This window comes from Paenibacillus sp. JCM 9796 (assembly GCF_055379675.1).
Map to the genome: position 1 here is coordinate 3,128,867 of NZ_AP043723.1, position 11,988 is coordinate 3,140,854.

The 11,988-nt window shown below is 50.2% G+C and carries 14 protein-coding genes; 8 read left to right on the forward strand and 6 right to left on the reverse strand.

What is annotated here, in order from left to right:
- Positions 1-2 precede the first annotated feature (2 nt).
- Positions 3-512 (reverse strand): Crp/Fnr family transcriptional regulator, encoded by a 510-nt coding sequence (locus ACZ439_RS15060; protein WP_054796544.1) that lies wholly within the window; start codon positions 510-512, stop codon positions 3-5.
- Between the two features lie 350 nt (positions 513-862).
- On the opposite strand from ACZ439_RS15060, the gene ACZ439_RS15065 reads away from it, so the two are divergent.
- The 6 genes from ACZ439_RS15065 (at position 863) to ACZ439_RS15090 (ending at position 5,054) form a co-directional block, all read left to right on the forward strand.
- Positions 863-1,141: a hypothetical protein gene (locus tag ACZ439_RS15065; protein ID WP_054796508.1), complete on the forward strand. Its 279-nt coding sequence runs from the start codon at positions 863-865 to the stop codon at positions 1,139-1,141.
- A 23-nt stretch (positions 1,142-1,164) separates the two neighbouring features.
- Entirely contained in the window at positions 1,165-2,001 is an 837-nt protein-coding gene (locus ACZ439_RS15070; RefSeq protein WP_430103649.1) for an electron transfer flavoprotein subunit beta/FixA family protein, read from the forward strand.
- A 17-nt stretch (positions 2,002-2,018) separates the two neighbouring features.
- Entirely contained in the window at positions 2,019-3,140 is a 1,122-nt protein-coding gene (locus tag ACZ439_RS15075; RefSeq protein ID WP_127608882.1) for an electron transfer flavoprotein subunit alpha/FixB family protein, read from the forward strand.
- Positions 3,137-4,447, forward strand: a complete 1,311-nt coding sequence (locus tag ACZ439_RS15080; RefSeq protein ID WP_127608881.1) for an FAD-dependent oxidoreductase — start codon at positions 3,137-3,139, stop codon at positions 4,445-4,447. The genes ACZ439_RS15075 and ACZ439_RS15080 overlap by 4 nt, the downstream gene beginning before the upstream one ends.
- On the forward strand, positions 4,444-4,728 hold the full coding sequence (locus ACZ439_RS15085) for a ferredoxin family protein (protein WP_054796509.1): 285 nt from the start codon (positions 4,444-4,446) through the stop codon (positions 4,726-4,728). Before ACZ439_RS15080 ends, ACZ439_RS15085 begins: the two co-directional genes overlap by 4 nt.
- Positions 4,729-4,850: 122 nt before the next feature.
- Positions 4,851-5,054: a hypothetical protein gene (locus tag ACZ439_RS15090; RefSeq protein WP_464619867.1), complete on the forward strand. Its 204-nt coding sequence runs from the start codon at positions 4,851-4,853 to the stop codon at positions 5,052-5,054.
- Here the strand turns inward: ACZ439_RS15090 and ACZ439_RS15095 are convergent, their stop codons facing one another.
- The 5 genes from ACZ439_RS15095 to ACZ439_RS15115 form a co-directional block, all read right to left on the reverse strand.
- A complete protein-coding gene (locus tag ACZ439_RS15095) occupies positions 5,055-5,780 on the reverse strand; it encodes an ABC transporter permease (RefSeq protein ID WP_464619868.1) in 726 nt (241 codons plus the stop codon).
- Positions 5,781-5,808: 28 nt separating this feature from the next.
- Positions 5,809-6,537 carry an ABC transporter permease gene (locus ACZ439_RS15100; protein ID WP_155614680.1) on the reverse strand — a complete coding sequence of 243 codons (729 nt, stop codon included), beginning with the start codon at positions 6,535-6,537 and terminating at the stop codon, positions 5,809-5,811.
- Entirely contained in the window at positions 6,534-7,442 is a 909-nt protein-coding gene (locus ACZ439_RS15105; protein WP_054796515.1) for an ABC transporter ATP-binding protein, read from the reverse strand. Before ACZ439_RS15105 ends, ACZ439_RS15100 begins: the two co-directional genes overlap by 4 nt.
- 75 nt (positions 7,443-7,517) lie before the next feature.
- Positions 7,518-8,927 (reverse strand): HAMP domain-containing sensor histidine kinase, encoded by a 1,410-nt coding sequence (locus ACZ439_RS15110; protein WP_464619869.1) that lies wholly within the window; start codon positions 8,925-8,927, stop codon positions 7,518-7,520.
- Positions 8,927-9,643, reverse strand: coding sequence for a response regulator (locus ACZ439_RS15115; RefSeq protein WP_054796545.1), 717 nt, complete (start codon positions 9,641-9,643; stop codon positions 8,927-8,929). Before ACZ439_RS15115 ends, ACZ439_RS15110 begins: the two co-directional genes overlap by 1 nt.
- A gap of 438 nt (positions 9,644-10,081) precedes the next feature.
- On the opposite strand from ACZ439_RS15115, the gene ACZ439_RS15120 reads away from it, so the two are divergent.
- Both ACZ439_RS15120 and ACZ439_RS15125 read left to right on the forward strand, forming a co-directional pair.
- Positions 10,082-10,795, forward strand: a complete 714-nt coding sequence (locus tag ACZ439_RS15120) for a FadR/GntR family transcriptional regulator (RefSeq protein ID WP_372814881.1) — start codon at positions 10,082-10,084, stop codon at positions 10,793-10,795.
- Positions 10,796-11,270: 475 nt separating this feature from the next.
- Positions 11,271-11,972, forward strand: coding sequence for a cyclase family protein (locus tag ACZ439_RS15125; protein WP_127608637.1), 702 nt, complete (start codon positions 11,271-11,273; stop codon positions 11,970-11,972).
- The last annotated feature ends 16 nt before the right edge of the window (positions 11,973-11,988 follow it).

Consider the following 11,988-nt stretch of genomic DNA (forward strand, 5'->3'; position numbering starts at 1 on the left):
GATTAATTATCGGAGCTGGATTGAGCGCGCAGCAGCCGGTTCACCGTTTCACGGCGAAGGCCGATGAACTGGCCGATCTCGTCCTGCGTCAGCAGCTGGGTTAAGAAGGCGGGCGCAGCATAGGAGCGGAGCCATATTTGAAGCTTCCTGAGCCTCTCGGCGGGAGCGACTTCGGTTAATTGGTCGATCCGCTGCTGCATCATTCGAAGCTTCTCCTGCAGCTGCAAGGCGATGCTGCGGCATCGATCCGGGCTGCGCTCCAATTCCCGATACCATTCCGCCGCAGACAACACTTCGATCTCGCTTGTCATCAGTGCAATCGCCGTTCCATAGTACGGATTCGGGCTAATGAGAGAATGGTGCGGAATGACTTCATTCGGCACGATAATATTCACTAAGATCGTTGTACCGTCTTCGTGAACGCGAACAATTTTCAGCAGTCCGTTCTTCAGGTGATAAAGCGGTCCCGTTTCACCCTGACGAAATAAGGTTTCGCCCTTATGCAGAATCATAATATCCTCCCTAAATGACGAAGCGAAAGCCATTCCCACCAGGCGTTCGCTTTGTTTCATTATAGCATAGTTCGAAAGTCAGCTCCCTCCTACGATACCCCTGCATGTTTTGAAATCCGCGAAAATACGAGAGGCGGACAGGGAAATATTTGTGAAAGTCGGCATATGATATAACAGAACATGCAATATTTGTTGCGCCAAGGCTTGAAAACGCTTAAACATCAACTTGTTTGAACTCCACCATGAGACTCATGAGGGGGCGGCCTGATGTTCCATTATTTTAATCTTGTGGACCTGTTCCCAAGACCCGCGCTTCCTATAGACAGCAGGATAAGCATGAGCTGGAAGATATGTACACCTCCAAAGAGGGAAAGTCCATCAGGTTCACACACTGGCTGGTCGTATTGTTGTGGTATGCGGAGCAAGAGACTAACGGCTGGAAGGTCATGGTATTCCCGGTATCGGAGGAGAGGGTGTTCTGGACGGTGCCCCCGCTGTTTCATACGCTGGCGCCCTCCTCCTTCGAGAAAGCTTGGAAACTGTCCGAGGCTATACAAGCAAGCTGTCAGAGCGATCAGCTCACTTTGAAGTTCGTCCATCCGTATTGGGACAATTGGGCTGCAATCTAAGTTACCGTCAAGGAGGCAAGGGCATGCTCCACCTTATCGTTTGCATCAAGCAGGTCCCCGATAGCCGCGAAATCCGCATAGATCCTGTGAACAACACGTTAATCCGGCAGGGCGTTCCGAGTATCGTCAATTTTTACGATTTGCACGGGCTTGAAGAGGCGCTGCGCATCAAGGATGAGCATGGCGCCAGGGTTACAGTCGTCACCATGGGGCCGCCTCCGGCTGAGAAATCGCTCAAGGAATGCATTTCCCTGGGGGCCGATGAAGCGGTGCTTGTGACCGACCGTAAATTTGCCGGCGCGGATACGCTGGCGACCTCCTACGTGTTGGCCAAAACGATTGAAAAGGTAGAGCAGGAATGGGGGAAGGCGGATATTATTTTTTGCGGAAAGCAGACGTTGGACGGCGATACCGGACAGGTTGGCCCCGGCATTGCTTGCCGCCTGGATGTGGAGCAGCTTACGTATGTCGGCAAAGTGTCCGAAGTAGACCCTTCGGCGCGCAAAGTAACCGTGCACCGGTATTTGGAGGACGGCACCGAGGTGGTTCAGTCTGCCATGCCCGTGCTTGTCACCGCGTTGAAGGAGCTGAACACCATCCGCAGAGCTTCGCTGCCGGGGATGATCCGGGCTGCCCGATATAAGCCGACCGTATGGACAACGGCCGATTTTCCGGATTTGGAAGTGGCCAAGATTGGGCTGAAGGGGTCGCCAACGATCGTAAGTAAAACCTGGGTGCCCGAACTTCGCAAGATTAACGGGCAAGTCATAGGCGGCGATAAGCCGGAACAAATCTCAGAAGAGCTCATAGAGAAATTGTGGGGAAGCGATCTGCCGGAAAGATTAGGCTGGACTTCATAAAAAAGGAGGAGAAGCCGGTGTGCGCACGAAAAGAGACGGAACCAGCACCCGATTGGTCCGATTACCGGGGCGTGTTTGTTTATGTGGAACAGCGTGGAGGGGAAGCGAAGAAAGTTTCCTGGCAGCTGCTGGGCGAGGGGAAACGGCTCGCCAATAAGCTTGACGTCGATCTGATAGCGCTTGTTATCGGGGATGAAGTGGAGCATTTGGCCAGAGAAGCGATTTATTACGGAGCGGACAAAGTGTTCTTGTGCGAGGCGCCGGAGCTCAAAGCTTATCGAACCAGGCCGTACAGCCGGATTGCGATGAAGGTCATCGGCGAGGCCAAGCCTGAGATATGCTTGTTCGGGGCTACGGGCACCGGCCGGGATTTGGCTGGAGCCATCGCGACGCACCTGCCTACCGGCTTGACGGCCGATACGACCGAATTGGATGTCGAACCGCCGCCTTCCCGGCTCCTGCTGGCAAGCCGGCCGGCTTTCTCGGAGAAGATGATGGCGACTATTCTGTGCAAGCAATATCGCCCCCAGATGGCTACAGCCCGTGCCGGCGTGTTTCTGGCCTTGCCGCGCGACGTGTCCCGGCAAGGGGAAATCGTTCGGGTGGCAAATGGGATGAGCGAAGAACAAATGGCCACACAAGTGCTCGATTTCATTCAAGGGCAAGCAACGCTGAATTTGGAAGAAGCGGAGATCATTGTCGCCGGCGGCCGGGGATTAGGGGGGCCGGAGCCTTTCGCCATGCTGAAGGAACTGGCCGATGCTCTGGGAGGCGTAGTGGGCGCGTCGCGGGCGGCTGTTGACGCCGGCTGGATCAAGCATGCGCATCAGGTCGGACAAACCGGCTGTACGGTGAGGCCTAAGCTGTACTTTGCCATAGGCATTTCCGGGGCGGTTCAGCATACGGTGGGGATGTCGGGTTCGGAGGTGATCGTGGCGATTAATAAAGACCCGGAGGCGCCGATTTTTCAAACCGCTCATTACCGGATCGTCGGCGATTTGTTCAAAATCGTACCTGCCCTTACGGAGCAAGTGAAGAAGAAGCGGGCGGCGGGCATGCCTGGTAAAGCGGATCAGACCGGTTCTGCCAGCGTGAAACCGGAAGAAGCCTTGTTGTCGGAAAGGGGCGAGGGACGATGAATGAAAAGTTTGACGCGGTGGTCGTCGGCGCAGGTCCGGCCGGCGCGGCGGCGGCCTTGACGATGGCCAGGGCCGGTCTTTCGGTTGTTCTGCTGGAGCGGGGCGAGTTTCCCGGGGCGAAAAATATTTTTGGCGGCGTCTTGTACAGAAAAATGTTAGAGGATCTGATCCCCGAGTTTTGGACGGAAAAAGGGTTTCCGATGGAGCGGCAAATCGTGGAACAGCGGATTTGGATGATGAGTAAACAATCTGTCGTCACGTTCGGGCACCGGAATGAAGCTTACAAAGAGCCGTTCAACTGTTTTACCGGACTGCGGGTCAAGTTCGATCAATGGTTTGCCGACAAGGCGGTGCAGGCCGGGGCTATCCCGGTTTACCAGACGGTCGCAACCGAGTTCCTGAAGGAAGGAGACCGGGTTGTCGGAGTCAAGACGGACCGGGCCGACGGGAATCTTTACGCCGATGTCGTGGTCATCGCCGATGGGGTCAACTCGCTGCTCGGCAAATCGCTCGGCATCCATAAGGAATGGCGGCCCGATGAGGTGTCTCTGGCGGTGAAGGAAGTGATCGCCCTTCCCAGGGAGAAGATCGAAGACCGGTTTCAGGTGGAAGGGGACGAAGGGGTTACGATCGAGTTTATGGGCGAAACGTCACTGGGGATGGCCGGGCTGGGATTTTTGTATACCAACAAGGAGACGCTCTCCCTGGGCGTCGGGGTCATGGTCGATCAGCTGCGGGAGAAACGGATCAAGCCCTATGCCCTGCTGGAAGCGGCCAAACAGCACCCGATGATCCGCAAATTAATCCAGGGGGGAGAAGTCCTGGAATATTCGGGACATCTGATCCCCGAAGGCGGATACCATTCCATTCCGCCTCTGTCCGGAGACGGCTGGTGTATCGTCGGCGATGCCGCGCAGCTGATTAATTTCGTACATCGGGAAGGTACGAACCTCGCGATGACCTCGGGGCGGTTAGCGGGCGAAGCCATTGTCCAGGCCAGGGAGAAAGGCGACTATTCACGAGATACGCTAAAGGCATACGATGACAAGATCAGGAGCTCTTTCCTCGAGAAGGATCTGAAAAAATACAAAGGCATGCATCAGTTCCTGAAAGAGCAAGACCCGGAGCTGCTGTTCGACAAGCTGCCGCAGGCTCTAAATGAAGCCGCCTATCACATGTTTCTGGTGGATGGCGTATCCAAGGCGGATAAGCAAAAGCTAGCCGTTAAATTAATCAAAGATGCTGCCGGCGGAACGATGAATTTGATGAAATTAGGCTATAAAAGCTGGAGGGCGATGAATGGATGAGCGATTCCATATCCGACAAATTGTTTACGATCCGCTTCAAATGCGATGATGTGTCCCATTTGATCATCAAGGAGCATGCGAACTGTCTGCAATGCGTGAAGAAAGATTGCAATTATTTTTGTCCGGCCGATGTGTATGAATGGGAGAAGAAGCAAAAGATGACGACGGTCGCTTATGAAAACTGCATCGAATGCGGCACCTGTCGTATCGCCTGTCCTTACGACAACATTGAATGGGTTTATCCCAAGGGGGGACACGGCATCACCTACAAATTTGGCTGACCGCAGCGAGAGATCGTCATGGACTTGCACAATCAAATACGTGGACAAATAGGGACGGAACAAAAGCCGAAGGAGCAGTTTCCCGCTGCTTCTTTGGTTTTTGTTCCGTTGTTTTTTGACGCATGGCTTATCCTGTAACGGACGGCCGGGAGCTGATCGTTACCCGTCAAATATTTTTATCCATCGGCCGCATAGTTTCCATCGTCTTTTTTATGCTGTTTGCTGATGGAATGGATTATCATCTGGTTGCCTGGATATTGATGATTACGGCTGTTACCCAGTTGGTGCTTTATTACGGAATCGTGCAAAAAAATGTCAAATTGTGATTACATAACATCTTTCTTCCTAAAGTGAATCAAGCCCGCGCCCAGACTGAGCAAGAAGAGCAGCAGGGAGCTGGAGAACATGGCCGGGCTCCCCTGAAATTGGTTTAGCGTACCGTTAAGGGAAGCGACCATCGGGTACGTCCAGGGGTCGAATATCCAATATTTAGAGTTGGCCACAAGCAGGTTGGGCAGCGATAATCCCGCGGCGATTGCCAAAGGAATGCCCACTTGGGCGAACGTGACGCTCAACCAATATTGAATGGACATGATGGGCATAGCGGCCGCAAAAGCGAGAAGCATAGGAAGAAAAATCCGGTCATAAGGAATAGGTCCTTCCGCCTGAACGATGAATCCGCCCAATAGGATGCAGACGCACAGCATGCCTATGCTTAGGAACGTTAAAAAAACACCGATGGCAAATTTCATCAAATAGAAGGGCGCTCTGCCGATGGGCAAAGCTAAACACTGCTTCCAGCCATTATGGCTGTGTTCGATGCGCGCCATCATGACCATAAGCACAGCAATGAACAGGGGCAGCATAAGCGACGAATAAAAAATAAAGCTTTGTTCAATAAGGACGGTCCAGGCATCCCGCGTCCAAATATGCTTATACCTCATGAAGTTGGCCGTGCCTTGCGCTGAAATCAATACGGGCGTAAGCAGAACGAGCCACATCAATTTGGAGTGTCTTAATTTGCTCCATTCCGCCCTCAATAAGTGGGTCATTGAACCCCATCTCCTCTCATTCTCTCATTCACATCATGTCTTTGGATTGAAACTCCAGCATTCCCAGCGCAATGCCTCCGATGCCAAATCCTAACCCGCTAATCAGTGCAATGTTCTGATTGGTGTCCAGGAGCGGCAGCGCAGCAAGAGCGGAGGCATATGGCATGTACTGCGTCATTTCGGATTGCGCCAAAAAGAGTGCGCAAACACTTCCTGTAATGCCGATAGCGACTGGAATCATCGTATTTTTACATTTGGAACTAAGCCAGTGCTGTATGCTGGAGATACCCAGACCGGATACGAATAAGTACAGCCCGTACTCGCCGTAAAGAAGGATAGGAAACGGCTCCGGAAATCCGAAGATCAGCCCCGTAACCCATATCCCCGCCAGGAAGACAAGGATGGACATGCCGGTCAGCAGGATCAGAAGGAACCATTTGGTCAAATAAATGTGGGAACGTGCAACCGGCATACTGAGCAGCTGCTTCCATACATCGTCTTGAAACTCGCAGAAGTGGATCATAGCCGCGAGCAGGGTCACGCCGATGGGGAAGAAAAAAGACCATAAGAAAAAGATTTCGCGCATGGCAATTTCCCAGGACGTCATGGGAGCGAACTTCATCATAAGATAGTCGTAACGCAGAAACAAATTAACAAACAGCAATAGAACGACAAGCAGAGGGCCTGCTGTTGAAAGAATCCATACCATTTTCTTTTGTTTCTGACATTCGGACAAAAAAATAGCGCCCCATTTCACCAGCTTTCGCCCCCTCTTGTCATGTTCAAGAAAATATCTTCCAGCGATTCCTTGCTTTCGCTGAGATGAGATACCCGAAAGCCGGCCAGCACCAAATCCTGATTAATCGTGGAAATCCGTTCGCTCGGGGCGTCGATAAGCAAATGATCCCCATCCCGTTTCAAGGTGTAGCCAAGCCTGGACAACAAGGCGGCCGATTCTTCAACCGGCGCTGCGGCGACCCGGATGCCTGAATACCCTTTGCTCCTTAATTCGCTTAAGGAACCTTGAAATAGCAATTCACCCTTGTAAATAATGCCGACTTCGCTTGCCATAAGCTCGATTTCTTTTAAAATATGGCTGGAAACAAGCACTGTAATTCCTTGTTCAACAGGCAAGCGGGTTATCAATTCCCGGATTTCCTGGATACCGGCCGGATCCAAGCCGTTCGTAGGTTCATCTAATATCAGGAGCTCCGGATTGCCTAGCAAGGCCTGAGCGATGCCCAATCTTTGCTTCATCCCCAGCGAATAGGTCTTTACCTTCTTGTGCTGCCATTCCTGCAAGCGAACAATACCCAACACATGCCCGATATCACGTTTGGCTGCTCCGCGCAGCTTACGCACGATCTCCAAATTTTCATATCCGCTAAGATGACCGTAGTAGGATGGAGATTCTACCATGGAACCGACCTTGTTCAAAATTTCCAGGCGGTGCTTCCGAACATCCTTGCCGAATATAGAGATCGTTCCTTGTGTTGGCTGAATCAAGCCTAATAGCATGCGAATGGTAGTCGTTTTGCCTGCGCCGTTCGGGCCCAGGAAACCGTACACGCCACCGCGCTTCACCTTCAAATCAATGCCTTTCACTGGATAAAAGGACTTGAACGACTTGGATAAATGCTTCGTTTCCACTAAGAAACTCAAAAAAATCACGCTCCCTGTAGATATCGTACAGAGAGCATGATACGAGTTGGCGTTTAAGGCTGCTTTTAGCTTACCTTAAATCTGGCTTAATTGTTTGGGCAAACGTACGTTCAGGAGGGTGCCGCTGCCTGTATGGCTTTGTACGCCGATGGTACCGTGATGGGCCTCAATAATTTGCTTGGCAATGGCTAACCCGAGGCCGCTTCCTTCGTGATCCATCGTATTCGTACCTCTGTAATACCGCTCGAACAATCGGCTAATTTCTTGCTCCTGGATACCGTTGCCGGTATCCCTGATCTGAACAAACACTTCTCTGTCGGTAGATTGAATCTGAATGCGTACCTGGGCCGGGTACGGATTATGAATCAGCGCATTGCTAATCAGATTTTGAAAGGCGCGTCGCAGCAGCTTGGAGTCGCAGGCCAGGAATACGGGCGGGCCGTCCTTTTCAATCAGGATAGTCCTTGATTGAAATCGGGGATGGTTTAGCAAGAGTGTTTGCAGTCCTTCCAGCAATTGAACGATATTTTCTTCCTGCTTGTGGATCGGAAGGGTCTGATTTTTTAATTGAAACGTAAGCTTGAAATCTTGAAGCAGCTCCTCCATATACGCCGCTTGCCGGACGATGACCTTGGCGAATCCGATTTGTTCCCGTCGTTCCAAATCGTACTCCTCATCGGCAAGCAATTCCGAATAGCCTTTAATGGAAGACAAGGGCGTCTTCATGTCATGCGAAAGATTGGATACCCACTCTTCTCGAAGCTGGTCCGTTACTTTCCTGTGTTCGGCGAGGAAATAGAGCGTTTGCGACAAATGGTTGAGGCTGAGATACACGTTTTTATATAAACCCTTCGGCTTCAGGTTTACCTGATAGCGGCCTTCCGCCAGCTGCTTGATGCTTCCGATGATTAACCATACCGGGTTCGACAACCACCTGGAAAATAAATAACCTACGAGCACAATGGCGGCGATGGCTGTTCCCATAAATAAGAGCAGGCCCTTGTGCCACATCGTGAAAAACTGTTCGGGGCCGAAGTAAAACGTGAATTTCGAGATGGCCATTTCGGGAAACCCGATCAGATAGCTCCAATGGTAACCTTCTCGTTCGGTTCGCCCGGTAAACACCGTATATCCTCCTACGGAAAATTTATTCATGAAAACAATTTCACTAGGCGAATAGTGGCTCTGAGCGTGACCCGGCAAGTTGTAATGATAAGCTTCCGACCCATTCGTATCGAGGATTTGAATCCACGCTTGTTTTGAATCGAGCAGTTGCATGCCTTCGTCTGTCACATAGGGCAGGTGATCCCGAAACGCGATCTGACTTTCAAAATCAAGGACCAGCCGTTCGACACCCTGCAAGGTACGGTTGCCGCTGAAAAAAGGATTGAAGACAAAGTGCACGGCGGCTATGATGAGGATGACAAGAAGGATGGCCAGGGTGGAGATAGCCGTTAAAAATTGAAATATAATTTTCCACTTCATCAGCTTTCATCCTGCGGAAGCAATTTATAGCCAAGCCCTCTTACGGTTAGGATCAGCCTTGGATTCGCCGGGTCGTGTTCAAGCTTTTCGCGCAAATGATGAATGTGTACCATGACCGTATTGTCGTAACCGCTTAGCAGACTTTCTCCCCATACCGCTTCATACAATTCCGATTTGTTAAAAATGCGGGAGGGGTGCTTCGCCAAATAAACGAGAAGCTGGAATTCCTTCGCCGTCAATGGAACGAGGGCGCCATCTTTCCGCACCTCGCCCCTTTGCTCGTCGATCTGGACATTCCCGAAGACGCAAGGCTCCCGCTCAGACTGCCTGGAGTAGACGAGGCTTCTGCGGAGATGCGCTTTAATCCGATACGCAACTTCCTTTGGGCTGAAAGGCTTGGTGATATAATCGTCTCCGCCTAAAGCAAGGCCCACAATTTTATCGGTGTCGTCGTCTCTGGCGGACAAAAAGAAGATGGGGCATAAAGAAAATTGGCGTATTTGTTTACAGAGCGTAAACCCGTCCATGTCAGGGAGCATCACATCCAAAATAATCGCATCCGGCTTAACCTCCCGGCAGCGCTCAATTGCCGATATTCCCGAATATGCGTGATAGATATGCAGGAACCCTTCTTTCAACAGAACCGTTTCCAATAAATTAACGATATCGGGCTCATCGTCAACAATCAAGATTTTTAACGGTTTGAGATTAACCATTTCCACTGAAATTGTAAGCCTCCTCAATCTGCAGCTTGCCTTTCGGGTGACAGGAATATATGACCATTATAAGAACTAGTACATGCATGTACAATTTTATTTGATTTCATCATAGACGAAGCCCGATGATCCAGTCCTCATAATTGTGAGAAAAAGGAAATAAAATGGAGCGAGGGCTCCTGTTGTTGCGCTGAAAGTCAGATGATATGATACTCTTACATGCAGGCCGGTTTAAGGAGTTTCGCACTATGGATAATTTATTTTGTAAGCGGATTCTCGATAGCTTGCGATGGCGGGAGTTACAATTCATCAGAGTTATGGTATATAATATCACATGTGGATTGGATAGGACGCCATATATAGTTATATATGTAAAATAAGTGAAAACTTAGAAAAGAGATGCGGATACGGAAGGTTAACCGGCAGGAGGTGAACGAAGTGACAGCGGTCAATAAAAACCATCGCATGTTTGAACAAGTATTGCACCAATTCCGCGAGTATATTTCTTCGCGCAATTTGGCGGCAGGAGATAAGTTGATGACGGAACGTGAGATGGCGGCCTATTTGCAGGTGAGCAGATCTTCGGTGCGGGAAGCTTTACGGATCCTTGAAATGTTCGACGTCATTTATTCCAAACCGGGAGAGGGGACCATTCTTAAAACCCCCCATATCCCTAAAATATTGACGACGATGCTCCAATTTTTCACGATTCCTACGGAAACATCCATTGAATTGCTGGAATCGAGGAAGGTTCTTGAGGGTGGCGTTGCAAAGCTGGCGGCCAAACGCAGAAAAGAAGCTGATATCCGGCTGCTGCAAAATGCGGTGGAGCGTATGCGTTCGGCCAGTGATTTGCAGGCTCAAATCCAAGCGGACTTGGATTTCCATCTATTCCTTGCGAAAGCTGCCTACAATAATACGTTATCGGATATTTTGGTGCTCGTCTCCGATTTGGTAACGCCGAATCTGTACACCACACGTTTACAGACACAAGAGATCGCTGGAGTTAATGACGATTTTGCCCGTCAGCATCAGACGATCCTGCAGGCTGTTATTGACAAGAACGGGCATCGCGCGGCAGAGGAAATGGAAAGGCATATCGAGCATACGATTGATTTAATGAAGGCGTTGAATCGATTCCCTGCCGAATAAAAGAAGTATAACGATTTGTTGAACAGGAAAAGGCCGGAAGGCCTTTTTTGTTTTGGCTTCGATGTACATCGGGTGTATTTTAATTTAACATTAAGTGTTACTTATTTGCACGAAAAAAGGCGAAAAGGCGAGTTTTTTGTCCGGAATCTGTTATTTATGTTACAAAACATTACACAAAATGCTTTTCAAATCAAAAATATGGTGCTATAATAGCCTCAAGAAGTTGGTCGGACCAAATAAACGCTTTGCAGGATGATCTAATATCAACCGACAGAGCATTATCCACGCCATATTGGTCAGACCAATCAAAGATACAAAACGATATTTATAAGTTATATTGCGGTTTTATAGCTATATTGGTCAGACCAGAAAACGTTTTGTCGGGTTATGTAATATAATCTGACAATCGGCCTCGTGCACAGGGTTGGTCGGATCAAAGGCTCTTTATTATAAAAACGACTTTGGAGGTTATACCATGGCAGAACGAATCGTAGATCTCACGCTTGAAATTGAGGACAATATTCCGTCGCACAAGCTGTTCCAAAGCCCGATCATAACTTCGCATATGACTCATGAACAAACCATTCATCTGGGCTTGGGCGTTCCGGAAGATCCGATGACCTTCGCTACAAGCTATATCGGTACGCTGGATCACATCGGCACGCATGTTGACGCCTATGTACATGTCAAGCCGGGCGGGGATTCCATCGAACAGATGCCGCTGGATATGTTTTTTGGCAAGGCCGTATGCCTTGACCTGACGCATATTCCGGATCTTGGCGAAATAGATGTGGCCGATCTTGAAGAAGCGGAGAAAAAAGCCGGGGTTCGAATAGATGGTCATATCGTTCTGATCAATACGGGACTGCATAAGCGCCATTACCCGGACCGTAAAGTATGTTGGTCCAATCCGGGCTTAACGGCAGCCGCAACGCATTGGCTGGCCGATCGCGGCTCCAAGCTGCACGGTGTGGAAGGGCCTTCCACGGATCGTCCAAGCGACAACCTCTTTCCAAGCCATCGCGTTTGCCGCGACCGGGGCATCTCTCATTATGAATGGCTGGTGAATTTAGAAGAGCTGGTTGGAAAAGGCGAGTTTATGTTCTACGGACTGCCGCTGAAAGTGAAAGGCGGTACCGGATCTCCGGTTCGGGCCTATGCCGTAATTAACGAGTAACGGATCGGAATCTCCT

What these genes read in the sequence shown, in the direction of transcription:
- ACZ439_RS15115 (WP_054796545.1), bottom strand. Translation starts at nt 9,643, where the DNA reads ATGGTTAATCTCAAACCGTTAAAAATCTTGATTGTTGACGATGAGCCC.
- ACZ439_RS15110 (WP_464619869.1), bottom strand. Translation starts at nt 8,927, where the DNA reads ATGAAGTGGAAAATTATATTTCAATTTTTAACGGCTATCTCCACCCTG.
- ACZ439_RS15065 (WP_054796508.1), top strand. Translation starts at nt 863, where the DNA reads ATGTACACCTCCAAAGAGGGAAAGTCCATCAGGTTCACACACTGGCTG.
- ACZ439_RS15095 (WP_464619868.1), bottom strand. Translation starts at nt 5,780, where the DNA reads ATGACCCACTTATTGAGGGCGGAATGGAGCAAATTAAGACACTCCAAA.
- ACZ439_RS15090 (WP_464619867.1), top strand. Translation starts at nt 4,851, where the DNA reads ATGGCTTATCCTGTAACGGACGGCCGGGAGCTGATCGTTACCCGTCAA.
- ACZ439_RS15085 (WP_054796509.1), top strand. Translation starts at nt 4,444, where the DNA reads ATGAGCGATTCCATATCCGACAAATTGTTTACGATCCGCTTCAAATGC.
- ACZ439_RS15125 (WP_127608637.1), top strand. Translation starts at nt 11,271, where the DNA reads ATGGCAGAACGAATCGTAGATCTCACGCTTGAAATTGAGGACAATATT.
- ACZ439_RS15070 (WP_430103649.1), top strand. Translation starts at nt 1,165, where the DNA reads ATGCTCCACCTTATCGTTTGCATCAAGCAGGTCCCCGATAGCCGCGAA.
- ACZ439_RS15080 (WP_127608881.1), top strand. Translation starts at nt 3,137, where the DNA reads ATGAATGAAAAGTTTGACGCGGTGGTCGTCGGCGCAGGTCCGGCCGGC.
- ACZ439_RS15060 (WP_054796544.1), bottom strand. Translation starts at nt 512, where the DNA reads ATGATTCTGCATAAGGGCGAAACCTTATTTCGTCAGGGTGAAACGGGA.